Consider the following 26,134-nt stretch of genomic DNA (forward strand, 5'->3'; position numbering starts at 1 on the left):
CGAGGCAGGTTGCTCGACTACGCCAGGAAAGACGACGAGCAAATAAAAACGGCGATCAATTTCGACAGCGCCCGACTGCTTGAGGAGATCTATCTCTGGCATCCAGGATCTGAAGACGTGTGGGGATGTTTCAAGGGCTCCGGGGTAGCGACGAAGATGCGAGATCTATTCGTTGATGGATTTGCCCCAAGACTCTCCCCGGAGCAGCGGTCGATGGGACACTTCAGAAAGGCGGTAAATGATCTGGGCAAGGTTCTCGAAGATGAGGCAGCAAGCTCCTGGTCGGACACCATACAGACTGTAAGCGTCGGTCGCAAGGAGCCGGTGAACCTGCGTGGTAATGCTTCGCTCTCCCTTTGGCATCACATGAAATGGATATCCCAGACTTTTGGGCACCTTCCCGGAGCCTCGGTGATGATTCGATGAATGGTATCTGCCTCAGATCACCCGAAGAAGCCATCGAGCACCTGGCCGAAGTCTTCGAGGCTGGGGGCAATGTGGCGTATTTGGAAGTGCACGAAGATGTGTGCTTCCAAGCGGATAAGTGGCTGCGCCTCGGGAAGCTTGCCGTTCATCCGTCCGGAGATGAGCAAGGTGCGGTGGAGGCCCCGGTCGAAGAAGCGATTCAGTTTGGCTCCTATTCTTGGACTCTTCCCGGCTATGCAGACATCGTAGCTCGAGTAAACGCGGCCTACCTACCGGAGAATGGGCGGGCTGGCGAGAAGGAAGCCTCGCACGGCGACAGGACGCGACGAGCACTCGAATCGGTTATGCACTGTGCGGTCAAATGCGGGTTTGTTAATCCGATCTTCGATGCTCGCGCAGTCACCGACATGCCCTTCAAGAGGCCGACGACCGTTGTGGTAGACACTTCTGCGGCGATGCAGGGTGGTCTGGACTTCGTCGTTAGGAATCTATACCCGATGGCGCGGATTAAGATTCCAGCCATCGTTCACATGGAGATTCTGCTCAAGGCGGACCGCTATCTCACGCTGAGAAGAGCGAGGAAGAAATCGCCCGTCGCCGCCACACTTCTCGACCACGTGACTGGTCTGGGTCCCCAACGCACGGTGCTCCGCCTGGAACTGCAGACTGAGGCTGAAATCGAGCGACCCAGGCTCGGCTCCGATCCCCTGCGAGGAGTCGTCCAGCCCGACTCAGACGCGGAAGACAAGAGCCTCGGCCTCCAGGTGATACAACGCAGCTTCGCCGATCGGCTGATCCTGGAGACCGCTATTCAGCATCGAGATCGCCTGAGTCCAGATCATCCGATCATGGTGCTTACGGCGGACCAAGGTCTCGCTCGGATGACGCTGGCGGAAGGGCTTCACCCCCTGTTCTTCTCAACTCCTCCTCTAGAGAGCATCTGCGGAAAGATGCTCTCGGGGACAAGCTTTCGACCATTCATCTTTAATTTCAACGAATCTTCGCTTTACCACATCCCTATGACATCGCTTCTTTGGGAGCTGGCGAGCACTTTCGGGAGCGTCCGAGTCGTTGTCGAAGATGGCTCGGCATCGCTGAAGGTTTCTGCTATCGGCGAGGACCTCTCCTGGCATCCGTATCACTCTCACGACGATCTGCTTTGGAGCTTTCGGACGATACCTCCGCCGCCCGCTCCGCCTACCGATGATGAGCCACCGGCCGGTGAACAGCCGCCCGATGACGCACCGCCGCCGCCTGCAAATGATGGTGGAGATCCGCCCGTTGGTGTGGAGGCCCCCCCCACCGAACCCACGTCGGTAGCTCCTCGGCAAGGCGATTCTGTTGGCGGGAGTGACGACAGGAGCTTCGAGTCGCGCGGCTACGCTGGCAAGGCGACCGGTGGACTGACGGGGTCCTACCGGTTCCCGGTCGGTTCGCTTCTCAGGTTGGCACTGGCGTTCGCTCGAAAGGCTTTCATCTCGGACAAGGACGGAACCGAGATCGTAAAAATGAAAACAGTTAAGCGCTATCAAGATTTCAGGAATTTCTTCCTGTCGGGGCAATTCGCGGAGCGGGATAAGGGCGGCCTAAGGAAGCTCCCCGCGATGGACGATCTGATCACCGCAATCAGGACCCCGGATCTGAAATCCCTCAAGGAGCAATTCTGCCGAGTGCCTTCGTTCACGTCCTTCCTCGATGAGCTGACAGTCGGCAAGCCGGTTACGCGGGACGAGATTAAAAGCATCGGGAAGTTCGCGTTCACGACCTACGTGGGGTTATCCGAGATCAGCTGCGCGGCACTCGACATCCCTGATGAGGGTATCTACGGAACCCCCAACACCCCACCCCCGTCAGAATTCGCGCCCACGGCGCTTGCGGTTTACAAGAATCTGAGAGGCCGAGAGGAGTACGTTCTGACGGGGAAATGGCTAGAGGAGCTGGCTCGGTCACATGGCATCCACCCGCTGAATACCCGAGAGCGGCTGAACGAGGCACGCGCTATCGGGCTCATTGAGCGCTATACAGAAGGGTCGACGCCCGAGACGCAGTACGAGCGCCACAATATGCTGATTCTCGAAGTGGCCAACGGGCAACCGCAGACTAAGAAGCTCAATCTATACCACGGCAATTTCATCATCCCCGAGAAAGCGAGTGTAAGCATTCGCCTGGAGGATAAAACGCATGGGACTGCGTGACAAACTCCAACGCGATGCGCCTAGGGAGGCCGATCCGCGTAAATGGCTCTTCGAGCGGTTCGGCATCCTCGAGAACCCGTTCCCATCCGCTGGGCAGCCCACAGGGCACCCTCGCCTCGACTACACCGAAGGCGACAAGGAGGTTGTCGAGTCGATCAGGCAGTTCGAGCGAGACTACGCCACGCAGGTGCTCGTCGTGGAAGGGACGCAGGGGATCGGCAAAACCAACTTGCTGAATTATTACCAGCAGGAGCTTCAGGATCTCTATCGCGAAGACAACACCTTCTATATCATCCGCTACTACCCGGATCCGGAACCAACGTTTGACGCAATTGTGCGTCGTGTGTTTCAGGAATTGAACCAGAACCATCTCATCAAAATCGCAACTAAGTTGAAGGAGCTGAACGACGCCCAGGCGGAGCAAGTTAGAGAACTGGCGAGGAGTTACGAGATCCGTATCGTTCTCCAGAAACTTCGCCAGGCGGAGGATGCCGCGACTCTCGCCAAAGTCGCCGATACCGCGATGGAGTGGCTCGTCGGGCTTAGGCTTCTCAACAAGCACCGCGATCTTCTTGGCGTCCAATTCAGGTTGGATACGGTTGAATCGAAGACACAAGCGCTGCGCGATATCGTCTTCATTAGCGAAAAGCTCGAACTCCTTAAGGGCATCTTCCTGTTGCTTGACGAGCTGGAGAAGCAGGACTATTCACTCACAAAGACCCCCGTGCTTCGCTATCTTTCGGCCATCCGAGCACTGATTGACGCATTACCAAGACGCCTGTTTCTCATGCTCGCGATCACCAGCGAAGCAAGAAGGCGCTACTTCGAGATGCTTCCCGCCATCGCTAGCCGCCTCGAAAACAAGATTATTCTTAACCCCATCCGTCAGTTCGAAGAGGCTGAGAATCTGGCGAGCTTCTACGAGGCAAACGCGAAGGCCAAGGCTCAGCAGGATTCAGTCTCCAAAGATTGGGCTGCCGGGCGTGAGCCCGTTCTCACGCGAGCCGAGATATCGAGAATCTTCGAAACAGCGATTCGGGGTTCCGCCGACCAAGGCGTCAAGGGCGTCACGCACCGAGCCTACCTCAATCGGCTTCGCCAAGCAGCCGAGGAGAAGATGGCCGAAGCAAGGTGACCGCGAGGCGGACCTCGTCGGTCACGCGCTGAGCACGTGTTTCCGACAGACGTCGGCCACGAACCGCTCTGCCGCCCCCTGATCTGGGGCCTCAGGCAGGCTGGAGCGGCATTGGCATTCCAAGATGCGTTGCAGCCCATCGTCAATAAGATCGGCAACCTGCTTGCAGCTCAATTCAGCGGCTCGAATGCGAAGCAGCAACTCCGCTTCTGGCCGGGGAAAGCTCATCCGGTGATCCGACAAAAGCTCCTGGGCCTCATAGCAGACACGCACTACGTGCATCAACTCCTTCCAGTCCAAGCCTTCACCTGACTCGGCTTGCTCTATACGTTTTGCATAGTCTTCGTTGAGCTTCTTGATGACCCTGTGAGCGTCCTTCAATATTGTGCTATCCTGGCACTTCTTGTCGCAGGCGCTGAGACTCTTCTGGGGCTGCCCAGAAGCTGCACTTTCCGTGATTTGCTGAATATGGACAGCCGCGGGTGAACTCTGCGGGTGCGTCTAAACGCCAGGCTCCGCGATCAGGTAGAAGTCGAATCCCCGACATTCCGGGATGCGATTGCCCGGGGCGACCGTCATGAGCGATTTCAACTCGTCGTCTGACAGCGTGCGTCGCAATCCACCCTCGCCGAGCGAGAGCGTTCTCCCGTCATAGCTGAGGATGCCGCTCTCCAAGGCGTCGAAGCCCCGGCGGCCCTGCCTGAGGATGACGACGGAACGGCCGTCGATGTGTGCCGGGTGAAGCATGACGCCGCCTTCCAGGCGTTGAATAGACGGGGGCCGGTCCGGGCGGGACGATGGCGGTTATCACGACTGCCTGACGTCCCGAGCGGAGCCGACCCCCGATGACATCCTCGCATCCGACGCTCGCCCCTTGCCAGTGGTTCGTCCGCCTCGCTTCGATCCTCGACCGGCGCTCGGCGCCGAGGCTGGCCCTCTTGTTCATCGGAGCGGTCGTGGCCGGCGGAAACGTCACGACCTGGATCCGGGCCGCAGGGCTGAGCGACCGCTCCTGCTACATCGCCGTCGCGGCGGGCAAGCGGGCCGAGAGGGTCGCGAACGCTGACCTGCCCCCGTCGATGCTGCCACGAACTATGTTAGTGTCTGGGCCAATTCGGCCATAGCCGCCGGGCCGAGGAGCGAAGCTCCAAGGGTCGGCGTCCGCGGCGCGACCGTCTCCGGGGCCGGCGGCCGGTAGCCCAGGCTGCTGTGCGGCCGCACGGTGTATGCCACCCGCCACCGCTCGATCTGGACCTTGGCCTCCAGCAGCGTGTCGAAGACTTCCCCCTCCAGCAGCTCGTCCCTAAGCTTGCCGTTGAACGACTCGACGTAGCCGTTCTCCCAGGGGCTCCCCGGCTCGATGAGCAGCGTCCCGACGCCGACTCGGCCGAGCCGCCTCGCGCACCGTCTTGGCCGTGAACTCCGGCCCGTTGTCCGAGCGGACGTACGCGGGGACGCCCCGCCGCACGAATAGGTCCGCGAGCCGCTCCAGGAACCCCGCCGCGGCCGATCCTGTCACCTGCTCGGCTTCCTCGCCGAAGCGCTCCGGGCCCACCACTCGGACGGCAAGCCGGCTTCGCTCGCCCCGGCCGAGGCGTGAACGGTCACGGATGCTGACCCTGGACACCAAATCCTGTCAGCATTGCCCATCCCGCCTGGGAGAGACTACGGCCACGCTCCTTCCGGCGTAAGCCGATGGCGAATTCCAGGCCGCCGATCCGGCTGCGCCAGGGGGCGGCTGATACGGATACCCTTGGCGGTAGTGGTCTCCTCGAGATTCTGGATGGCTATCAGCCGGCAGCCCCCCCATCAGCCTGGCGGATCAGGGCAAAGCGATCTCTATATGCGAATCATATCGGGATCGACGGTATGCCGGGACAAGCCCACATCGTTCGCGGGCGACCTCGATCGGGACGCCGGCGATCAGTGCCGCGTCCACTTGCGACGCCGCCCCTGCCGGCCTTCGAGGATCAGTCGTCGCATCCCCAGGATCGCCTCGAGCCGTCGGAAGGACAGCTCCGGGGATTCCGGTTCAGGATTTCGCAGGCGGGAAATCCAATGCATTCCGCGCCTACGCCGGAGTCATCTTAGATTTCCCTCCGACCAGGGACGGGTTGCCAGTCAGGTGGGTCGACCCGAGGGTGAAACTCGCCGAATCCTTGGCGGGGCCGTACATCCCGAGGTTCATGAGGATCGGGATCGTCCAGGTGCGTCCCAAGGTGGAGCTGTGGGGCTAGGTCTAGGGTGGGATTGCGAGGAGGAACCGGGCTGGTTTGCACCCCGGTTTCTACCCTCGTGCACCACTCAATTCGACCCCAGATCAATTTGATGCAAAGCCTTTAGCCAAAAAACCTTATCGAATGGGCGATGAGGGATTCGAACCCCCGACCTCCTACGTGTAAGGCAGGCACTCTAACCGCTGAGTTAATCGCCCTTCGGGGGATATTCTAGCCGAAGATTCGTCCGGCGCGAGCGCGGTTCGGGAAAAGGTGGGGTCAGGGGGCGGGAGGGTCGCCGAGGGAGCGGGATGGGGGCGTCGGCGGCGCGGGGGAGGTTTCGGGGGCGGCGGGCGGGGAGGAATCGGCGGGGATCGGGGTGGGTTCGGGGAGGCTGGGGAGGATGCGGCGGGCTTCGACGATGCGCCAGGAGGTGTCGATGCCTTCCAGGCGGAAACGCACGAGGGTCAGCCGCATCGGGGTCGGCGGATCGCCGGGGGAGCCCAACTCGTCGACGACCTGGGCGTCGACCTCGGCGCGGTCGTAGACGAAGGGGCCGTCGGCCTTGAGGGTGAGGAAGGGGCGCCTGAGCAGGGCGTCCCAGATCTTGGGGGACTCGGCGACCTCCAGGGCCAGCTTGCGGGGCTCGGCGGGAAGCGGCGGCTGGGCCTCGTCGATGAGCATCTTGTAGGTCGGCAGGATCTTCTTGGGGGCGAGGGTCCCCTCGGCCAGCTTCTGGAAGACCTGGCCCAGGCCCTCGGCGGCGTCGAAGATGTCGTCGGGGTCGCCGCTGGCCATCTTGTCATAGAGGCCGGACTTCTCGGCGTCGGCCTTCGCCTCGTGCAGCGCGTCGAGGGTCTCCGCCGCTGGGCCGAGCGGGTTGCGCGGGGTGAACCGGCCGATCGCCGGATCGTAGCTGTACTCCCCCTCGATCCGTCGATTCAAAGCCGCGATCGGCGCGAACGAGCCGCGCAGGGAAGTCGTCTTCGCCTTGTCCCGCGAAGGCTGGGAGAAGCTGCGGATCGCCGGCGGATCTTCCACGACCGCGAGCCGCTTCTGGACTTCCTCGTCATGGTCCACGAGCGCCTGGAGATACGCCTCGGCCACCCGCGCGACCGGGTCCGTCGTCCGCTTGCGGAACCTCGGCCAGACGGCCAGGTACGTGGCGACGCCCGCCAGTACGAGCAGCAGGAGGCCGATCAGCACGAACCAGCGGCGGGAGGACTTGCGCTCCTTCGCCTCCGGCGAGGGCCGGAATACCGAAGCGACCTCGTCGGGCTCGTCGTCGCCGACGCGGATCGCGACCGGGACGGGCCGGGGCTCGGGTTTCGGGGGGGGGGCCTTGTGGAGCGTGCCGCACTTGGGGCAGGCGACGGTGCCCCCCTGGGGCTCGTCCGGGGCGAGGAAGGCCGTCTGGCATTTCGTGCATCGGACGCGGACGCTCATGGTCGGTCGCCTTCGCGAGAGGAGGTTCGAGGAGGAGTCGCGGAGTCTTCGTCGACGGCCGTCGCGCACCGCCCGCAGACGTCGCGACCGCCGGCGACGGCCCGGCCGCAGACGCGGCAGAGGCCCGCCCGGCGGCGGATCTCGGGGAGCGCGGCGCGGAGCGGGGCGGCCTCGGGCTCGTCGCCCAGGCTGTCGAGGACGCGGGCGATCCAGCGGGCCACCTCCCAGTCGACGTCCTTCGCCCGCACCCGACGTTCCACCAGCGCCTTGACCCAGGCCGCCAGGCCGCGATCGAGCGCGTGCAGGGCCTCGCCGCGAAGGTGCCGCGTCAGCTCGTCGCGAAGTTCCATCGCGCGCTCGACCTCCTCCTCGGCCTTCGCCGCGTCCAGCTCGCGACGGAGGCCTTCGGCGCGGCCCGTCGTCAGGCGTCGCGGTTCCGGCGCGGTGGTCGGCCTCGGCGTCGTGGGGGCGGACGCGGGAGCGGGCGTCGCTCCAGCTTCCGCCTCCAGCCCGGCGGCGATCCTGCCGAGCGTGGGGATGACGTGGATCTCCATCAGGTCGACCGTCCGCCACGACGCCTCGGCGCCGTCGGCCAGGACGTCCAGGAGCCCGGCGACGACCTTGAGCGTCGTCCCCAGCACCCATCCCGCCAGACCGAAGCCGACGACCGTCGCCAGGGCGATCAGGGCGGTGATCCGCCGCTCGGACCAGGTGAACTGGGCGTCCGACAACAGTACCTGCGCCTGGCTGAGGAAATACGCCAGCCCGAACGCCGCGACGCCAAGCTGCACGACCGGCGCCAGCCTGGCCAGGGCCCGGCCGCCCGTCCGGATCGAGGTGTAGCGCGGCGACGAATTCATGTGGCCTCCAACACGTCCCGAGAAGGGTCGGGGAATCGCGACGGCGAAATCGTCCTCGTCGGCCCCTCTCGCATTATAATCGTCGCGGTCCCCGATAAGATGAATACGCCGCGTCAGCCGGACGCTCCTCGGAGACATCCAGGCGCAGAGGAGGTCCTCGCCATGACGACGGACGGAGTTTCCTCCCCACGGCCCGAGCACGTCGACCGCCGCCGCCTGGTCGTGAGTACCGCGTGCTCGGTGCTCGTCCTGGCCCTCTGCCTGTTCCTCCCCGCCGGGACCTGGGCCTGGCCGAACGGCTGGCTGTTCTTCGCCGTGACGGTGGCGGCCGGGTCCGTGATCTCGGTTTACCTCCAGCGGGTCAATCCGGAGGTCATCGCCGCCCGGGTCAACCATCACGAAGGGACCAAGCCGTGGAATCGGCGGCTCGTGAGCCTCCTTTTCCCGACGTTGATCTCGATCATCCCCATCGCGGCGCTGGACGGCGGCCGATACCACTGGTCCCACGTCCCCTGGTGGGGGTGCGCAACCGGGTACGCCTTGTTCCTGGCCGGGATCGCGGGCCTGACCTGGGCCGAATCGGTGAACAAATTCTTCGAGCCCACGGTTCGAATCCAGGCCGACCGGGGTCATCGCGTCGTCGACGCCGGCCCGTACGCGCTCGTCCGGCATCCGGGATACGTCGCGGTCGGCGCACTCGTGCCGGGGATGGCCCTGTCCCTGGGGTCGTACTGGGCTTTGGTCCCCGCCGCAGCCTCGTATTTGCTGCTGATCGTGCGCACGGCCCGCGAAGATCGGACGCTTCAGGAGGAGCTGCCGGGCTACCGGGAATACGCCCGACGGGTGCGTTATCGACTCGTCCCCGGAGTCTGGTGACGAGGCTCGCGACGGGCGACCCCGTCGGCGCGAGGCCCTATCCTTCGATCGGTGACATCACTATAGTGCCGATTGTTCAGATCACCAATCGGTAAAGAATCGGGCCTCGTCGCCCTCCGTTGCCGATACTGCTTCCACTTGAGTCGCGCCGCACCTCGTCGGCGAGGGTTCGGCGTGCGCCCCGATCGTCCTTTGGCCCAGGAGTGACGCTCCATGTCGTTGCCGCGTTCGATCATTCGAGTGAGTTCGTTCGGGATCCTTGGTTTGGGAATCGTCGGCCTCGTCGCGGGCTGCGGTTCCGAGCAGCCGAAGACCGGGACGACGGTGTATTCGAGCCCCGAAGAGATCCAGGCGAAGAACCAGGAGTTGCAGAACGCCATGAAGGGCGGGGCCTACGGGTCGGCGGGCAAGAAGTCCGCGAACATGGTCGGCCAGTGACCTGAGCCGCTCGATCACGGGACGACGCATCGCTTCGAACCGTGTTCGCGGCGCCGGGATCCCGCGCGCCCACCCCTCGCTTCGGGGGCGAGCCGCGTCGTCGCGAGATTTCGGAAAATCCGAAGAATTTCGGTCGTCCGGCGGCGTATACGTCGCTTTTTCCCATTGCGCCGCACGGCTTGATCGTGGGGGCCGCTCGCGAGGCGTCCCCGTTCGGCCGCTTCATCACTTCCCCTCCCCTGTCTGCGTGAGGACGTCAACGTGCGATCTCGTCGAGCATTCACTTTGATCGAGTTGTTGGTGGTGATCGCCATCATCGCCGTTCTGATCGCCCTGCTGCTGCCCGCCGTCCAGTCGGCGCGCGAGGCGGCGAGGCGTTCGCAATGCATCAACAATCTGAAGCAGATCGGACTCGCGGCGCACAATTATCATAGCGCGGTGGGCTCGTTCCCCCTGGCCGGCGGCAAGAACGCGTTCGGCGGGCCGACCGACTACCATCCCTGGACCGGTTGGAGCGCCCAGGGCATGCTGCTGAGCTACATGGAGCAGGCCCCGCTCTACAACGCCGCCAACTTCGACTGGTCGCCGACGTCCGGCGGGGCGGGCTACGCCCTGAACACGACGGTCTCGAACGCCATCATTTCGGCCTTCCTCTGCCCCTCGGACGGCTTCGCCGGAAAGGCGAACATCAACAACTACCACGCGTCGTACGGCACGACCGTGGAGCAGGGCGGCTTTGAATCGATCCAGCCCTCGCAGAGCAGCGGCCTCTTCTGCCAGTACACGGTCTACTCGCTGGCCGACTGCACCGACGGCTCGTCGAACACCGTCGCCTTCGGCGAGGCGCTCGTCGGCGACAACGCGGGCACGACCAGCCCCTACCGGGGGAACATGGGCCTGGGGGCCAGCGGCCCGCAGGTGGCGGGCTACCTCCGCGACGCCCAATCCCAGATGGTCGCCGTGATCGCCGACCTCCAGTCCTGCGCGCTGGCCTTCCGGAACACGGGCAGCGGCGGGATCGCCAGCAACCGAGGCTATCGCTGGGCCTACTCCGCGACCGGCTACTCGATGTTCAACGTCCTCCAGACGCCGAACGAGCTGAAGTTCAACGGCTGCCGCTTCGGCTGCTCCGGCGGCTGCGACCCGAGCTACGGCTACTCCTACGGGACCTCCAGCAACCACTCCGGCGGCGTCAACGTCGCCTTCGGCGACGGCAGCGTTCGGTTCATCAAGGACTCGATCAACCGCCAGACCTGGTGGGCCCTCGGCACCCGAGCCGGCGGCGAGGTCGTCAGCTCCGACAGCTTCTGACCGGCGGCGATCGGCCGCGGGGATGACGGCGCCTCGGAGGATGGGATAGCATGGGCCTCGACCCCCATCCCGTCCTCCGAGGAGACGACGACCACCATGACCCCGGGACGACGCACGCTGCAATTCCAGGATTTCCAGGAGATCCACGCCGACGTCGAGCGGCTCTTGAAGGGCCACACGAAGCTCGGCGCCTGGTCGCTCTCGCAGGTCTGCGACCACCTGGCCGCGACGACCCGCCGGGCGGTGGAGACCCCGGCCGACGCCCCCCAGGACCTCTCGCTCCGCGTCGGCGACGCCCGGCGCGATCAGGTCCTCACCTCCGGGATCCTGCCCGAAGGGATCCCGATGCCCGCGGGCGCCGCCGCCCCCGAGGACGGCGACCCGCGCGAGGCGGCCGGGCGGCTGCGCGAGGCCCTCGCTGCTCTGGAGGCCTCGCCCGGCCCCGCCGCCCCTCACCGGCTGTTCGGCCCGCTCACCAAGGACCAGTGGCGGCGGTTGGCCTGCATCCACTGCGCCCATCACCTCAGCTTCATCATCCCCGCTGACGGGGGGACCGTCTGATGCGCCGCGGGTTCCTCGTCGCGGTCCTCGCCGCCGCCCTGCTCCCGTCGCTCGCCGCCCGAGGCGACGACGCGCGGCCGAACATCGTCTGGATCGTCGTCGACGACATGTCGGCGAACTTCGGTTGCTACGGCGAGACGCTCATCCAGACGCCGAACGTCGACCGCCTCGCCCGCGAGGGGACGCGGTTCGCGAGCGCGTTCGTCACGGCGCCCGTCTGCTCGGCCAGTCGGTCGGCCCTGATCACGGGGATGTACCAGACCAGCATCGGCGCGCAGAACCATCGCAGCGGCCGGGGAGTCGAGAAGATCCGGCTCCCCGATGGGGTCGAGCCCCTCCCGGCCCTCTTCCGCCGCCACGGGTATTACACGGCCGTCGGCCCGGGCCAGGGCCAGGGGCCGCTCGGGAAGACCGACTACAACTTCGAGTGGGACCGCGCGATGTACGACGGGGCCGACTGGTCCGGACGCAAGCCTGGCCAGCCGTTCTTCATGCAGGTCCAGCTCAGCGGCGGCAAGCAGCGCGAGAACCGGAACTGGCTCGCGACCGTCCGCAAGCGGTTCGTCGCCACGAGCGCCGACGGGGTCTCGCTGCCGCCGTACTATCCGCGCGACCCCGTCCTCCTCGAAGACTGGGCCGCATACCTCGACGCCGTCCGCCACACCGATCGCCAGGTCGGCGACGTCCTCGCGAGGCTGCGGCGCGAGGAAATCCTCGATCAGACGGTCGTCATGTTCCTGACCGACCACGGAATCAGCCACGCGCGCGGCAAGCAGTTCCTCTACGACGAGGGCATCCGCGTGCCGCTGGTGATCCGAGGCCCCGGCGTCCCCGTCGGGATGGTCCGCGAGGATCTCGTCTCGCACATCGACCTTGCGGCGACCTCGCTCGCGATGGCCGGCATTCCGGTCCCGAAGGCCATGCAGTCGCGCGACCTGTTCGCGAAGGACTTCGCCCCGCGCGACGCCGTCTTCAGCGCCCGCGACCGCTGCGACGAGACCGTCGACCACATTCGAAGCGTCCGCACCGATCGCTACAAGTACATCCGCAACTTCCTGCCGGGCCGCCCCCACTTGCAGCCAAACCGCTACAAGGACGCCAAGTCGATCGTCAAGCGGCTCCGAGATCTGCACGCCGAGGGGAAACTCGACGCCTTGCAGGAGCAGCTCCTGTTCGCCCCCACCCGGCCCGAGGAGGAGCTTTACGACCTCCAGGCCGACCCGCACGAGACCCGCAACCTCGCCGCCGACCCCGCGCGCCGAGAGACGCTGGAGACCCTGCGCAAGCGGCTCGACGACTGGATCACCGAGACCGGCGATCAGGGCGCGAATCCCGAACCGACCGCGATGTACGACAGCGACATGAAAGCGTACGTCGATTCCCCGAAGCCCGAGGAAGCGGCGGTCATCCGAGCGAACATCGCCCTGATGAAAGCCTGGGCCGCCGAGGGGAAATGAAGCGAGCCCCCCTCATCCGGCCCGGATGAAAGTCTTCCCCTCTCGCGGGGGAAGACAGACACCGCAGGGGTCAGATGAGGGGGAGGACGAGCACGCCAGCCGTCGGAATCCGCAGTCCGGCCGACCATAACGCCGTAGGTCGTCTTGCTCGTCTTCCCCCTCATCCGGCCCTGTGGGCCACCTTCCCCCGCGAGGGGGGAAGGACTTTATGGTCTCGGACGCGGATTCCGACGGCGCTCGGGTTCGCCCTCGACCGCGAGGCGGCGAGGGTCACACCGCGTCGTCCTCGCTGCCGGCCTCGTCGTCGGCGAAGGTTTCTTCCTGAAGGGCCGACTCGGGGGGCCGGGGCGGGCCCGGATCGAACCAGGGGTAGATGGCGGGGATCACGACGAGCTTCAGGAGCGTACTCGTCAGGATGCCGCCGATGACGACGGTCGCCAGCGGGCGCTGGACCTCGGCGCCGGAGCCGTGGGAGAAGGCCATCGGGACGAAGCCGAGGCTCGCCACCATTCCGGTCATGAGGATCGGCCGGAGCCTCGACATCGACGCCTCGCGGACGGCGTCGCGGGTCGGCGTGCCGGTCTCGATGAGCTGGCGGATCGCCGAGACGAGGACCAGGCCGTCGAGCACCGCCACGCCCGAAAGCGCGATGAAGCCGACGCCCGCCGAGATGCTGAAGTTGAGGTCGCGCGCCCAGAGCGACATCACCCCGCCTATGGCGCCCAGCGGCACCGAGAGGAAGATGAGGAGCCCCAGCCCGACCGACTGGAAGGTGGCGTACAGGAGCAGGAAGATCCCCAGGAGGGCCACCGGCACGACGATCGTCAGCCGCTTGGTCGCGGACTGGAGGTTCTCGAAGGTGCCTCCCCATTCGAGCGTGTAGGAGCGCGGCAGCTGGATCTGGGCCTCGACCTGCTTCTGGGCCTCGCCGACGAAGCTCGCCAGGTCGCGTCCCCGGACGTTGGCCTGGATCATGACGCGGCGGCGGCGGTCCTTCCGCCAGATCTCGTAAACGCCGTCGACGTTCTCGACGTCGGCCACGTCTTCCAGCGGGATGAGCCGGCCCTGGGAGTCGCGGATGCGGAGCTGGCCGATGGCCTGGGCGTCCTTGCGCATCTCGGGGGAGACGCGGACCTGCAAGTCGAACCGGCGCGGGCCTTCGACGACCTGGCCGACGATCTTGCCGCCGAGCGCCGTGCCGACGTCCAGCACGTCGGACGCGTCGATGCCGTAGCGGGCGATCCGGTCGCGGTCGATCGTGATCTTCAGGAACGGCAGCCCGCCGAGCGCCTGGGCCTTCACGTCGGTCGCGCCGGGGATCTTCTGGAGTATTGCGGCGATCGCGTCGGCCTTCTCCTGCAAGACGTCGAGGTCGTCGCCGAACAGGCTGATGCCGACGTCGGCGCGGACGCCGGCGAGGAGGTCGTTGAACCGGAGCTGGATCGGCTGCGTGAAGCTGAGGAACGTGCCCGGGAGGACGTCGGCGGCGATCGCGTTGATGCGATCGATCAGCTCGTCCTTCGAATGGACCGACTTCCAGTCGTCCGACGGCTTGAGCAGGACGAACACGTCGGTCAGGTTGACGCCCGCCGGGTCGATGCCGATCTCGGGCCGGCCGGTCCGGCTGACGACCGTGCGGATGACGTCGGGGAGCTGCTCGTGCAAGGCGGCCTCGAATCGAGTGGTCCCTTCCAGGCCCTCGGTGAGCGAGGCGTCCGGGGGACGGATGAGGACGACCACGAGGTCCCCCTCGTCGAGCTGGGGGATGAACTCGCCGCCGAGCTGCATCGCGAAGGGGATGGTGGCCGCCAGCCCCGCCGCCGCCGCCATCGCCACCACGACGGGGCGCTTCACGACCCAGCCGAGGGTCGGGGCGTAGAGTCGCTTGGCGACGCGGATCGGCCAGGTGTCGCGTTCCGCGGTCCCCGGTTTCAGGAAGAACGAGGCCAGCACGGGCGTGGCCGTCAGGCTGAGGATCAGAGAGCCGATCAGGGCGAAGACGACCGTCAGCGCCATCGGCCGGAACATCTTCCCCTCCACCCCTTCCAGGGCCAGGATCGGGAGGTGGACCATCGTGATGATCGCCACGCCGAAGACCACCGGCTTGCGGACCTCCAGCGTCGCCCGCCGCACCACGTCGACCGACTTCTCGCGGGGATCGGCGTGGGAGAGCCGGCTGACGCAGTTCTCGATGACGATCACGGCGCTGTCGACGATCAGGCCGAAGTCGAGCGCGCCCAGGCTCATCAGGCTGCCGGCGATCCCCGAGGCGAGCATCAGATTGCCCGCGAAGAGCATCGACAGCGGGATCGCCGAGGCCACGATCAGGCCCGCCTTCAGGTTGCCCAGCAGGACCAGAAGGACCGCGACGACCAGCACGCCCCCTTCGGTCAGGTTGTGGGTCACGGTCGAGATCGTCCGCTCGATGAGCGCCGCGCGGTCGTAGAAGGGCTCGATCACGACGCCGGGTGGGAGGGTCTTCTGGATCTCGGCGATCTTGGCCTTGATCCGCTCGACGACGACGCGGGAGTTCTGTCCCGAGAGCATCAGCACGGTGGCCGTGGCGGCCTCGCCCCGGCCGTCTCGGGTGACGGCCCCGGTGCGGATCATGGGGGCGAACCGAGCCTCGCCGACGTCGCGGACCCGGATCGGCGTGCCCGACCGGCTGGCGTCGATCACCACGTTGTTCAGCGCCTCCAGGTCGCCGATCAGGCCGACCATGCGGATGACCCGCTGTTGCCCGCTCCGTTCGATGTAGCCGCCGCCGGAGTTGGCGTTGTTGCGACGGATGGCGTCGAAGACCTTGTCCATCGAGATGTTCCGGGCGGTCAGCCGCGTCGGGTCGATGGTGACCTCGTACGTCTTCAACTCGCCGCCGAACGGGTTGACCTCGACGACGCCGGGGACGGTCTTCAACGGCCGGGCGACGTCCCAGTCGAGGATGGTCCGCAGCTCCATCAGGGAGTGGGGCTTGGCGGCGTCGGGGGCGTTCTTGACTTCGAACTGGAAGATCTCGCCCAGGCCGGTGGCGACCGGGCCGATCTCGGGCCGGCCGAAATCCGGGGGGATGTCGGCGGTGATCTGCGAGAGTCGCTCGCCCACCTGCTGGCGGGCCCAGTAGATGTCGGTCCCCTCCTCGAAGACGACCGTCACGCCCGAGATGCCGAGCTGCGAGAACGAGCGGACCTCCTGGACGTAGGGGATGCCGTTCATCTCGTTCTCGACCGGCACCGTGATGAACTGCTCGACCTCCTCCGGCCCCAGCGCCGGGGCGTTGGTCAGGGCCATGACCTGGACGTTGGTGACGTCCGGCACGGCGTCGATCGGCAGGTTGAGGAGCGAGTTCGTCCCCACCGCGACCAGCGCGAAGAGGGACAGGACCACGAGGGGACGATTGCGCAAGGACCAGGTGATCAGTTGATCGAACATGATTCGGGGGGGTCTCCGGCGTATCGAAGGTGCGACGTCGGGAAGGATTCCGGGAGGATGGGGGCGGCGTGCGAGGCGGCCGCGACGGACGCGCGAGGGCGGGCCCGTATCTCCCCATCTCGCGGAGGGAAAGGCGGCCGAAGGCGGGATCAGGCGGATCGTCGGGGCCGAAGGGCCGCGAAGCCGACGGAGTCCCCGCGCGCCGCCCCGTCCGTCCCCGCGGGGGAGGAAGGCGACGGGCGCGCGGACTCACCCGGGATGCATGGCGGGGCGCCTCAGAATCGGAGCCGACAGAGGAGGCTCAGCGAGGAGCCTCCGGGCCGCGCGGAGGAGGCGGCGAAGGGGGAGGCGGGGGGGGAGGCGCGTCCAGGGGCATGCGGTCGAAGCCCGCGACGAGGGCGAAGGCGGAGGGCCGCCCCTTGGAATCCATCGCCTCGCCGGGGTCGTCCTCGTCGTCCCCTTCGGGCTCCTCGGGGAACTCCTCGACCTCGTGGACGTGCGACGTCGCGGCGGGGCGGACGGGGTCGACGTCCCACGGGCTCATCGCCGCCTCGACCGTCGGCGACCCCGGCGCGCTGACGAGAGCCGAGACGGACGGGCCGTCCTGGCCGACGAGAGCGAGGCCGAGCAAGAAGACGAGCGGGGCGAGCATGAATATATACTCAGAATTACGTCAGGATGCGTCTCCGGGTCATTATAGCCGGGCGAGGCCTCGGGCGTTGAGGGGATTTCCGGTAAAGCCGAGGCCGCCTCGCCTCGAATCCGGGCGGGGGATCGGCTATCGTGGCCGTCTTGCGGACGCGGACCGTCCTCGGGAGGGAGGCGCCATCGATGCGCAGTGAGGAAAACGAGGGGCGCGGGACGTCGGTGATCCTCAACCTGGGGGACGCCCTCGAAAAGGTCCCCAGGTCTCATAAGGCCCTGATCACCCCCGCGATCCGCGAGGCGTTCCGGGACCCCCTCGCCTACTTTGGGCGGATCGCAGACCGATGCCCGTTCCCGAACATGAAAGCCTGGCTGGATGCCCTGGTGGCGGGAGGCCTCTGGGACCTGGCCCTGCATCAAGGATCGCCCCGGGAGTACACCGACGCGGGCTTCCGCTGGTGGCCCGAAGGGGTCGCCTGCGCCGAGATCACGCCCCCCTCCGGCCAGGTCCCGCCGGGCCTGCCCGCAACGCTCCGCACGTATTATTCGCTCGTGGACAAGGTCGGTTGGATGCCCTTCGGGTGCGCGGGGGGGCTCGGCGGCGCCGGGGGTCATGGGTCCATCGCGCCCTTCTATCTTGAGAACTCCGGCCTGGACGTCGACCCATCGCAGGTGCACGCCTTCGGCTCGAGCCTGGGCGGCGATATGCTGATCTACACCCACCACGACCGGGGCGGCTGGCTCTGCCACGAGAACGGTCACGTCCACCTGCTGGGGACCGTCGCGGAGACGATCGACTGGGTGTACGCCGAGCTGCTGGCCGATCGATCGCCGGATTTCGACTACCGATGGCTCTGACACGCGCGGAGGCCGCATGGCCGATTCGAGCCCGGTGAAGCTCGTCCCCCTGATCACGGTGTTCGGCGTGATTCTCGAGCCGGTCGCCGGCGAGTTCCTCCGGGCGAGCGAGGTTCAGGCTCCGCTGCGGCCTTCGTTCCGGCGGGGCTGCTGCGACACCGCCACGATCCTCCGGGGCGCGGGCTGCTTCGGGGAAGTCGACCTCCACGCCCCAGAGCCCTGAGCCCTCGGTTTCCGGTACAATGTCCCGGTGCGTCCGGGTCGCCGGTCGCGGTCGCCTACGAAGGTCCGAGTCGAAATCCAAACATGGCGTTACTGAGCATTCGCGGGGTGGGGCTGTCGTTCGGCGGCCCGAAGTTGCTGGACGGGGTGGACCTGACCATCGAGGCCGGGGAGCGGATCTGCCTCCTGGGCCGCAACGGCGAGGGGAAGAGCACGCTGCTGCGGCTCATCAGCGGCGAGATCGGGCCCGACGAGGGGTCGATCATTCGCCAGCAAGGCCTGCGAGTGGCCCGGCTCCTCCAGGACGTGCCGGCCGGGCACGGCGGCACCGTGGCCGACGAGGTCGCCGAGGGCCTGGCCCACGACGACCACGGCTTCGGCGGCGAGGACCACCGCGTCCAGTCGGTCGTCTCCCGCGTCGGGCTCGACCCCGACGCGAAGTTTTCGGAGCTTTCCTCGGGGATGAAGCGGCGGGTGCTGCTGGCCCAGGCGATCGTCGCCGAGCCCGACGTCCTGCTGCTCGACGAGCCCACGAACCACCTGGACATCGAGTCCATCGGCTGGCTCGAAGGCTTCCTCCTGCGCTATCCCGGCACGATCGTCTTCGTCACCCACGACCGGGTGTTTCTCCAGAAGCTGGCGACCCGGATCGTCGAGCTGGACCGGGGCCGGCTGATGGACTGGGCCTGCGACTACCCCACGTTCCTCGTCCGTCGCGACCAGCTCCTCGCCGCCGAGAACCGCGAACGCGACCTCTTCGACAAGAAGCTCGCCGAGGAGGAGAAGTGGATCCGCAAGGGGATCGAGGCCCGCCGCACCCGCAACGAGGGGCGGGTCAGGGCCCTCGAAGCCATGCGAAGGGCCCACCAGCGACGCCGGGACCGCCAGGGGACCGCCCGCATCCAGGCCCAGGAAGCCGAGCGCTCCGGCATGCTCGTCATCGAAGCCGAGGACGTCGAGTTCGGCTACGGCGAGCGGTCGATCGTCCGCGACCTCTCCGCCACCATCGTCCGAGGCGACAAGGTGGGCGTGATCGGCCCCAACGGCGCCGGCAAGACCACCCTGCTCCGCCTCCTGCTCGGCCAGCTCGCCCCCCGCTCCGGCACGATCCGCCAGGGGACCAACCTCGAAGTCTCCTACTTCGAGCAGCTCAAATCGTCGCTGGACGACGAGAAGACGGTCCAGAAGAACATCAGCGACTACGACATGATCACGATCGACGGTCGTGAGAAGCACATCCTGGGCTACCTGCAAGACTTCCTGTTCACCCCAGACCGGGCCCGGACGCTGGTCAAATACCTCTCCGGCGGCGAGCGCAGCCGGCTCCTGCTGGCGAAGTTGTTCACGAAGCCCTCGAACGTGCTGGTGCTCGACGAGCCGACGAACGACCTGGACCTGGAGACGCTCGAACTCCTGGAATCGCTGCTGGTCGAGTATCAGGGGACGGTCCTGATCGTCAGCCACGACCGGGCGTTCCTGAACGACGTCTCCACCAGCGTCCTCGCCGTCGAGGCCGACGGCCGCGTCAAGGAGTACGAGGGGGGCTACGACGACTACCTCCGCCAGCTCTCCGCCGAGCGTCCCGCCGAAGCCTCCCCCCCGCCGTCGTCGTCGCCCGCCGCCCCGAAGGCTGCCGCCAAGTCGGCCGCTCCCAAGGTCCAGAAGCTCACCAACCTGGAGCGCAAGGAGCTGCAAACGCTCCCCGGCAAGATCGAGAAGCTGGAAACCGAGCTCGCCGCCCTCCACGAGACCATGGCCGACCCGGCCTTCTACAAGCAAGACCGCGACGCCATCGCCCAGACCAACGCCAAACTCCAGGCCCTCGAAGCCGACCTCGCCTCCGCCTACGAACGCTGGGAGGCCCTCGACGCCATCGGCGGCTGAACGTCTGGACGGTCCACTTGCGGCACTCGGCCGCTCCTCGATTTCGTCAGTGGCCGCGCGGCCGGCCTTGACCAGGGCGGCGTCCTGGGCCCGGTCCTGCTCGGATGACTTTCTCGCCGTCGTCGGGCGACGGCGGCATTGCGGACGAGGGGGCGGGGCGATAGCGTGGGCGGCGGGGCGGCCCTCCCTGGGAGCGGATAGGGCCGGGGCCCCGTCTTCGTCTTCGCCCCTCGCTTTGATGGAAGGACGCATCTGAGATGTCGCACCTCTCCCGTCGATCGTTCCTGACAACGTCCGCGGCGGTCGCGGCCGGGACTTCCGCGCTCGGGGCCGCTCAGGACCCCAAGACGATTCCCGGCTTCGACCAGACCAAGACCGACTACGACCCGACGAAGGAGTGGAAGCCCTTCAGCGACCGCAAGATTCGCCTCGGGATCGTCGGCCACGGCATCTGCAAGTTCGGCCTGGCCTTCGACCTCCAGAACCATCCCAACGTCGAGCTGGTCGCGGTCAGCGACCTGTTCCCGGATCGCTGTGCGGAGATGGCGCAGCAGGCGAAGTGCGAAAAGACGTATCCGTCCCTGGAAGAGATGGTGAAGGACGACTCGATCGAGGCCATCTACTGCGCCACCGACGCGCCGTCGCACGCCAAGCACGCCATCCTCTGCCTCCAGCACGGCAAGCACGTCGCCACCGCGGTCCCTGCCTTCCGCGGCGACATCGAGGACGCGGAGAAGCTCCTGGAATGCTGCAAGAGCAACCCGGGGCTGGTCTACGCGATGTTCGAGACGTCTCAGTTCCATGACGACCTCTACGCGATGGAGAGGCTCTACGCCGCCGGCGTGTTCGGCCGCCTCGTCTATTCGGAAGGGGAGTATTGCCACCCGCACAGCCTGGGCTCGCCGTCGCTGGGCTCCTACAAGGACTGGCGGAAGAAGGGCTGCCCGATGTGGTACCCCACGCACGCGACGGCCTACTACGTCGGCGTGACGCACAAGAGCTTCCTCGAGGTCTCGTGCCAGGGCACCGCCGACTTCGAGGAATCTCGGCGCGTCCCCAACAGCATCGGCAACGTCTTCACTTCCGAGGTCGGCCTGTTCCGCACCGCGGAAGGCGGCATCTCCCGGATGATGGTTTGCAAATCGCAGGGAGAGTACCTGGAAGCGGGCCGCATCCGTGGCGAATACGCCGGATACAACCACACGTTCACCGGAGACGAGACCGGGCGGAAGCGCTATGAAGAAGCGCTCAAGAACGGCCTGCAACTCAAGAAGCCCGCGCTCCCGCCGGGCGTCCAGGCGGGGGGACACGGCGGCTCGCACGGCTACCTCGGCGACGACTTCATCGACGCCATCCTCCGAGGCCGAAAGCCGGCGGTGGACGTCATCGACGCGCTCAACATGACCGTCCCCGGCTACTACGCCCACCTGTCCGCGATGAAGGACGGGGAAACGCTGAAAATCCCGCAGTACTCCCTGTAACTCCCGATCGACGGGCCTATCGGCCCGGCCAGGCGCTGAAACCGGGAAATCGTGGGAATCTGGACCATTCCGAGACTTCCAGGGACCGCCTGGTTCCTCCAGGTTTGGTGCCTGGCCTCTTGCGTCCCGGCAAAGGGGCGAGCGTCGGATGCGAGGATGTCATCGGGGGTCGACACCGATCGATCGGCACGTCGGGCGGAATGGCGACCGCCTTCGTCTTGCCCGGCCCGACCCCCGTCCACTCAGATCGAAGACCATGCCCCAGGCTGCTCTTCCCCTTCCCTCTCGGGTGGCTGCCCGGTTCCTGTCGTACCTGACGTGAGTTCGAACGCGATCTGAACTATCATCGCCTGGAGCCGATGCAGTGCTGGCGGGGGAAAGACGACTCCGTCCAGCCGCAATCGCCGGGATGGCCTTCACGCGACTGAAACCGGACCGGACGAGGCGTAAGCCGCCCGCCTCGCGAGGGGCCGAAGTTCTGAAACGGAGCGCTCAGGGATGGAGACCGCGAAGATCGCCCAGGTGCTGGATGAGATGGGGACGATCCTGGAGGTCCAGGGGGAGAACCCCTTCCGCTGCCGCGCGTACCACAACGCGGCGCAGGCGCTGCACGGGATGCCGGGGGACCTGACGGAGATGATCGCCGACGGCAGCCTCGCCGAGGTGCCGGGGATCGGCGAGACCCTCTATTCCAAGATCGTCCAGCTGGCCACCACGGGGCGGCTCCCGGCCTACGAGCAGCTCCGCGCCCAGACCCCGCCGGGGCTCCTGGCGCTCTTGCGGGTGTCGGGGATCGGGCCCAAGAAGATCAAGGCGCTCCACGAGGCGCTCGCGATCGAGAGTTTGGCCGACCTCCGGGCCGCCGGGGAGTCGGGGCGGATCGCCAAGGTCAAGGGTTTCGGCGCCAAGACCGAGGCCAACATCCTCGAAGGGATCGGCTTCCTGGAAACGGCCGGCGGACGAATCCTCCAGAATGAGGCGCTCGCGCTCGTCGCGCCGATCCTCGACTTCGTCCGGAGCCGTCCCGGCGTGATCCGGGCCGAGGTCTGCGGCAGCCTCCGACGACGGGCCGAGACCATCGGCGACCTCGACGTCCTGTTCGCCTCGGCCGATCCCTCGGCGGTCCTCGACGAGTTCGTGAAGCTCCCGCAGGTCGCCCGCGTCCTCGGCCACGGGCCCACCAAGGCCAGCGTGCTCCTGCCCGGCTTCAAGACCGACCAGTTCGTCCAGTGCGACCTGCGCGGGGTGGCCGACGACCAGTTCGCCTTCGCCCTCCACTACTTCACCGGCTCCAAGTCCCACAACATCGCCATGCGGAAACGGGCCCTGGCGCGGGGGCTCTCGCTCAACGAGTACGGGCTGAACCCGGTCAAGGACGGGGCGAAGGGGGTCGCCTGCCGCGACGAGCCCGAGCTGTTCCGCGCCCTCGGTTTGGAATACGTCCCCCCCGAGCTTCGTGAGGACGCCGGGGAGTTCGAGGCCGCCGAGGCCGGCACGCTCCCCAAACTCATCGAGCCCGACGACCTGACCGGCACGTTCCACTGCCACTCCGACTGGAGCGATGGCGACGCCACCCTGGAGGAGATGGCCGAAGGCGCCCGCGCGATGGGGATGCAATACCTCGGCATCGGCGACCACTCGCGATCGCTCGCCATGGCCCGCGGCCTCACGATCGAACGCGTCCGCGACCAGTGGTCGAAGATCGACGCCCTCAACGCCGGCTACGGCGGCGCCTTCCGCCTGTTCAAGGGGACCGAGTGCGACATCCTCGGCGACGGCTCCCTCGACTTCCCCGACGACGTCCTCGCCGGCTTCGACTACGTCGTGGCCAGCGTCCACTCCCGGTTCAAGATGTCTCGCGACGAGATGACGGCGCGGATCATCAAGGCGATCTCCAACCCGCACGTCACCATGCTCGGACACGCCACCGGCCGGCTGCTCCTGTCCCGCTCGCCCTATGAGGTCGATCTGGACGCCGTGATCGATGCGGCGGCCGAGCATCGCACGATGATCGAAATCAACGCCAGCCCGTACCGTCTCGACCTCGACGCCGCCCACTGCCGACGCGCCCGCAAGAAAGGGGTGATGATCGTCATCAACCCCGACGCCCACTCCGTCGCCGGCCTGGGAGACCTCCGCTACGGCGTGAGCGTCGCCCGCCGCGCCTGGCTGACCAGGGACGACGTCTTCAACACCGCCCCCCTCCCCCAGATCGCCGAACGGCTCGAAAGCCTGCGGCGACGAGGAGGCTGAGGCCGGCCGACCGGGAATCCGAAGGTGACTTTCGGAGACCGGCGACACGCATGCAGGATCTCTCCCGTATCCTTGCTGTGAGGGCCGCCGGTCCTATAATGAACTGGTGAATCAACCAGGAAGGTGGTCGGAATCCCCGCTGGATCTGGGAACCTGGGATTGAACCCTTCGGTTCTCCCCGATCGCCCTGCCGGAGAGGAAGAATTCATCGCGACCCAGGCCCGACGCCCAATCGCCATATCGCTCGGACGTTCGGCGCCTGATTCGCTTACCGACGTGATCGCGACGCCTCGGTCCTTCGGGCCCGGTTTCATCCGCCTTCATCCCTTGGTTGCGAGGACGTTCTCATGGCCGCGACGAAACCCCTTCGGGACACGCGAAAGAGATATTACACCGTCGAGGAGGCCAATCGGGCCCTGACGCTGGTCAGGGCCATCGTGGCCGACATCGTCCGCCAGAACGGCGTGGTCGAGGAATTGCAACAGCGCCTCGCCCGCATGGGACGGGAACGCCGACAGGACTCCGAGGACCTCTACTCGGAGGAGCTCACCCATTTTCAGGGCGAGCTGGAGGCGGAGGAAGAGCGCCTGAACACCTTCCATGAGGAGTTGAAGCGGCTGGGAGTCGAGTTGCGGAACCTCGACGGGCTCTGCGACTTCCCCAGCCTCATGGACGGCCGCGAGGTCTACCTCTGCTGGCGTTTGGGCGAGCCCCAGGTCTCCCACTGGCACGAGCTGGAAGCCGGATTCGCCGGCCGTCAGCGGATCGCCGATCGGCCCGACGGCGGGGCCGGCCCCGCGGCCTGAGCCCCCCTCGATCCGCATCCTGGACCCCCACCGCCCCGCGCGGCCGACCGGCCTCGCGGGGCGGCTCCTTGAAGTTCGCGGCCAGTCTAGGACAATGGGCGTGGAGCCAGGCCGCCGGCGTCATCGCTTCCCCCTTCGAGTCGCGGGGAAGGGCGGCGGGATCGGGCTGGACGCAACCGGATCAGGACTCGCCCGTCGTGTATCGCGTCGTAACCATCGACGGCCCCGCGGGGGCCGGCAAGAGCACGGTCGCCCGGCTCCTGGCCGAACGTCTGAGTTGGCGGTTCCTGGACACGGGGGCCATGTACCGGGTCGTCACCCTGGCCGCGCTCCGGGCCGGGACCGACCTTGAGGACGCCGAGGCGCTCGACCGCCTCGCCGCCGGCCTGGACGCCTCATTCCCCCCCGGCCTCGCCATCCTGGACGGCGAGGACGTCTCGCTGGCCGTCCGCGACCCCGCCGTGACGCGGGCCTCGCGGTTCATCGCCGATTGTGCGGCCGTACGCGCCCGCCTCGTCGCCTGGCAGCGAGCCTTCGCCGAGCAGGACGACGTCGTCACCGAGGGCCGCGACCAGGGGACCATCGTCTTCCCCGACGCCTTCCGCAAATTCTTCGTCACCGCGTCCGACGTGGAGCGCGCCCGCCGTCGCCATGCAGAGCTTCGGGCGAAGGGGGCCGATTCCGAACTGGACGCCGTGCTCGCCGACCAGCGAGCCCGAGACGCCCGCGACGCCTCCCGCGCCATCGCCCCGATGAAGCCGGCCGACGACGCCGAGACCCTCGACACGACCGGGATGACCATCGACGAGGTGGTCTCCCTCCTGCACCGGAAAGTCCTCCCCTCCCCATGAACGCCGACGCACCAACCAACCTGGACGACGCCCCCACGCCCCCCGCCGGCGACCCGGCGCCGACGGCCGCACCCACCGCCCGCGTCCGTCGCGAGCGTCCCCAGGGGGATCGCTCCCGAATCGGCCTGCTCTGGTATCGGGGGGTGAAGGCGGTGGTTTCCACCTGGATGGCCGCGATCGGGGGCTGTCGGTCGACCGGCTGGCGGAACATGCCCGAATCCGGCGGCGTGATCCTCGTCTCCAACCATCTCAGCTACCTCGACGTCTTCATCCTGGGGATCGGCGTCCGCCGGCCGCTGAACTACGTCGCGCGGTCGACCCTCTTCCTGCCGGGGCTCGGGGCCCTGATCCGCTCGGTCGGCGGGTTCCCGATCCAGCGCGAGGGGATGGGGGCCTCGGGCATGAAGGAAACGCTCAAGCGGCTCCGGGCCGGCGGCGTGGTGACCCTCTTCCCCGAAGGGACCCGCAGCCGCGACGGCGAGCTGGGCGAGATGAAGTCGGGCATCGCGCTGCTGGTCTCCCGGGCGGCGGTCCCCGTCGTCCCCGTGGGCCTCGCCGGGACCTTCCGCGCCTGGCCCCGCGGCCGACTCCTCCCCCGCCCCCATCCGATCCGCGTCCATTACGGCCCCCCCATCCTGCCGACGGACCTCGAAGGGCTCGACCCCCGCGCCGTGACCGCCCTGATCCGGGAGCGCATGGCCGAATCCATCGAGGAGGCGCGTCGGGGCCTCGCCCGAGACCTGGGCGCCTGAGCCTCGAAAGCCCCGGGGCTCCCCGCTAGAGC

22 protein-coding genes, 1 tRNA gene and 1 pseudogene are annotated in these 26,134 nt (G+C 67.0%); 16 read left to right on the plus strand and 8 right to left on the minus strand.

The annotated features are described in order from the left end of the window. The first annotated feature begins 9 nt into the window (after positions 1-9). From VT85_RS27985 to VT85_RS23600, 3 genes are read left to right on the plus strand one after another with little or no spacing between them, the layout of a single operon-like run. Positions 10-426: a hypothetical protein gene (locus VT85_RS27985; protein ID WP_156513056.1), complete on the plus strand. Its 417-nt coding sequence runs from the start codon at positions 10-12 to the stop codon at positions 424-426. Continuing rightward, positions 423-2,621, plus strand: coding sequence for a hypothetical protein (locus tag VT85_RS27990; RefSeq protein ID WP_156513057.1), 2,199 nt, complete (start codon positions 423-425; stop codon positions 2,619-2,621). The genes VT85_RS27985 and VT85_RS27990 overlap by 4 nt, the downstream gene beginning before the upstream one ends. Then, positions 2,608-3,756, plus strand: coding sequence for a hypothetical protein (locus tag VT85_RS23600; RefSeq protein ID WP_068420482.1), 1,149 nt, complete (start codon positions 2,608-2,610; stop codon positions 3,754-3,756). The genes VT85_RS27990 and VT85_RS23600 overlap by 14 nt, the downstream gene beginning before the upstream one ends. A gap of 21 nt (positions 3,757-3,777) precedes the next feature. Here VT85_RS23600 and VT85_RS23605 read toward each other — a convergent pair whose 3' ends face one another. The 6 genes and pseudogenes from VT85_RS23605 to VT85_RS23630 form a co-directional block, all read right to left on the minus strand. Further along, on the minus strand, positions 3,778-4,137 hold the full coding sequence (locus tag VT85_RS23605; RefSeq protein ID WP_068420489.1) for a hypothetical protein: 360 nt from the start codon (positions 4,135-4,137) through the stop codon (positions 3,778-3,780). Between the two features lie 120 nt (positions 4,138-4,257). After that, positions 4,258-4,503, minus strand: a complete 246-nt coding sequence (locus tag VT85_RS23610) for a hypothetical protein (protein ID WP_068420494.1) — start codon at positions 4,501-4,503, stop codon at positions 4,258-4,260. A gap of 345 nt (positions 4,504-4,848) precedes the next feature. Continuing rightward, positions 4,849-5,248: pseudogene (locus tag VT85_RS27090) on the minus strand (integrase core domain-containing protein); the annotation flags it as partial. 869 nt (positions 5,249-6,117) lie between these two features. Continuing rightward, positions 6,118-6,190 (minus strand) — tRNA-Val (locus VT85_RS23620). 61 nt (positions 6,191-6,251) lie between these two features. After that, complete coding sequence (locus VT85_RS23625; protein WP_068420498.1) at positions 6,252-7,418, minus strand: hypothetical protein; 1,167 nt, start codon at positions 7,416-7,418, stop codon at positions 6,252-6,254. After that, positions 7,415-8,278 (minus strand): hypothetical protein, encoded by an 864-nt coding sequence (locus tag VT85_RS23630; protein ID WP_068420502.1) that lies wholly within the window; start codon positions 8,276-8,278, stop codon positions 7,415-7,417. The genes VT85_RS23625 and VT85_RS23630 overlap by 4 nt, the downstream gene beginning before the upstream one ends. Before the next feature lie 162 nt (positions 8,279-8,440). Between VT85_RS23630 and VT85_RS23635 the strand changes: the two genes are divergently transcribed. The 5 genes from VT85_RS23635 (at position 8,441) to VT85_RS23655 (ending at position 12,921) form a co-directional block, all read left to right on the plus strand. Further along, positions 8,441-9,154 (plus strand): methyltransferase family protein, encoded by a 714-nt coding sequence (locus VT85_RS23635; RefSeq protein ID WP_082858843.1) that lies wholly within the window; start codon positions 8,441-8,443, stop codon positions 9,152-9,154. Between the two features lie 264 nt (positions 9,155-9,418). Continuing rightward, complete coding sequence (locus tag VT85_RS23640; RefSeq protein WP_197490968.1) at positions 9,419-9,592, plus strand: hypothetical protein; 174 nt, start codon at positions 9,419-9,421, stop codon at positions 9,590-9,592. Between the two features lie 261 nt (positions 9,593-9,853). After that, positions 9,854-10,903 (plus strand): DUF1559 domain-containing protein, encoded by a 1,050-nt coding sequence (locus VT85_RS23645; protein ID WP_068420506.1) that lies wholly within the window; start codon positions 9,854-9,856, stop codon positions 10,901-10,903. Between the two features lie 96 nt (positions 10,904-10,999). Then, entirely contained in the window at positions 11,000-11,464 is a 465-nt protein-coding gene (locus tag VT85_RS23650; protein ID WP_068420511.1) for a DUF1569 domain-containing protein, read from the plus strand. Next, positions 11,464-12,921 (plus strand): sulfatase, encoded by a 1,458-nt coding sequence (locus VT85_RS23655; protein WP_082858844.1) that lies wholly within the window; start codon positions 11,464-11,466, stop codon positions 12,919-12,921. The genes VT85_RS23650 and VT85_RS23655 overlap by 1 nt, the downstream gene beginning before the upstream one ends. Before the next feature lie 270 nt (positions 12,922-13,191). Here VT85_RS23655 and VT85_RS23660 read toward each other — a convergent pair whose 3' ends face one another. Both VT85_RS23660 and VT85_RS23665 read right to left on the minus strand, forming a co-directional pair. Then, positions 13,192-16,350 carry an efflux RND transporter permease subunit gene (locus tag VT85_RS23660; RefSeq protein ID WP_068420514.1) on the minus strand — a complete coding sequence of 1,053 codons (3,159 nt, stop codon included), beginning with the start codon at positions 16,348-16,350 and terminating at the stop codon, positions 13,192-13,194. Positions 16,351-16,651: 301 nt separating this feature from the next. Beyond that, a complete protein-coding gene (locus VT85_RS23665; RefSeq protein ID WP_068420517.1) occupies positions 16,652-17,002 on the minus strand; it encodes a hypothetical protein in 351 nt (116 codons plus the stop codon). Positions 17,003-17,181: 179 nt separating this feature from the next. Here VT85_RS23665 and VT85_RS23670 point away from each other — a divergent pair, with 179 nt between their 5' ends. The 8 genes from VT85_RS23670 to VT85_RS23705 all read left to right on the plus strand — a co-directional run bounded on the left by VT85_RS23670 (position 17,182) and on the right by VT85_RS23705 (position 26,102). Then, positions 17,182-17,853 (plus strand): hypothetical protein, encoded by a 672-nt coding sequence (locus VT85_RS23670; RefSeq protein ID WP_197490969.1) that lies wholly within the window; start codon positions 17,182-17,184, stop codon positions 17,851-17,853. Positions 17,854-17,869: 16 nt separating this feature from the next. Next, positions 17,870-18,076 (plus strand): hypothetical protein, encoded by a 207-nt coding sequence (locus VT85_RS23675; RefSeq protein ID WP_068420518.1) that lies wholly within the window; start codon positions 17,870-17,872, stop codon positions 18,074-18,076. An 83-nt stretch (positions 18,077-18,159) separates the two neighbouring features. Continuing rightward, positions 18,160-19,959: an ATP-binding cassette domain-containing protein gene (locus VT85_RS23680; protein ID WP_068420520.1), complete on the plus strand. Its 1,800-nt coding sequence runs from the start codon at positions 18,160-18,162 to the stop codon at positions 19,957-19,959. A 257-nt stretch (positions 19,960-20,216) separates the two neighbouring features. After that, positions 20,217-21,440, plus strand: a complete 1,224-nt coding sequence (locus VT85_RS23685; protein ID WP_068420522.1) for a Gfo/Idh/MocA family oxidoreductase — start codon at positions 20,217-20,219, stop codon at positions 21,438-21,440. Between the two features lie 498 nt (positions 21,441-21,938). Then, positions 21,939-23,693, plus strand: a complete 1,755-nt coding sequence (polX, locus tag VT85_RS23690) for a DNA polymerase/3'-5' exonuclease PolX (protein WP_068420523.1) — start codon at positions 21,939-21,941, stop codon at positions 23,691-23,693. A gap of 347 nt (positions 23,694-24,040) precedes the next feature. Further along, entirely contained in the window at positions 24,041-24,499 is a 459-nt protein-coding gene (locus VT85_RS23695; RefSeq protein ID WP_068420526.1) for a DUF2203 domain-containing protein, read from the plus strand. Positions 24,500-24,696: 197 nt separating this feature from the next. Beyond that, complete coding sequence (gene cmk / locus VT85_RS23700) at positions 24,697-25,350, plus strand: (d)CMP kinase (protein ID WP_068420529.1); 654 nt, start codon at positions 24,697-24,699, stop codon at positions 25,348-25,350. After that, complete coding sequence (locus VT85_RS23705) at positions 25,347-26,102, plus strand: lysophospholipid acyltransferase family protein (RefSeq protein ID WP_082858845.1); 756 nt, start codon at positions 25,347-25,349, stop codon at positions 26,100-26,102. The genes cmk and VT85_RS23705 overlap by 4 nt, the downstream gene beginning before the upstream one ends. Positions 26,103-26,134: the final 32 nt, after the last annotated feature.

It is taken from the genome of Planctomyces sp. SH-PL62, from assembly GCF_001610895.1.
In the GTDB taxonomy this organism is placed as follows: Bacteria; Planctomycetota; Planctomycetia; order Isosphaerales; family Isosphaeraceae; genus Paludisphaera.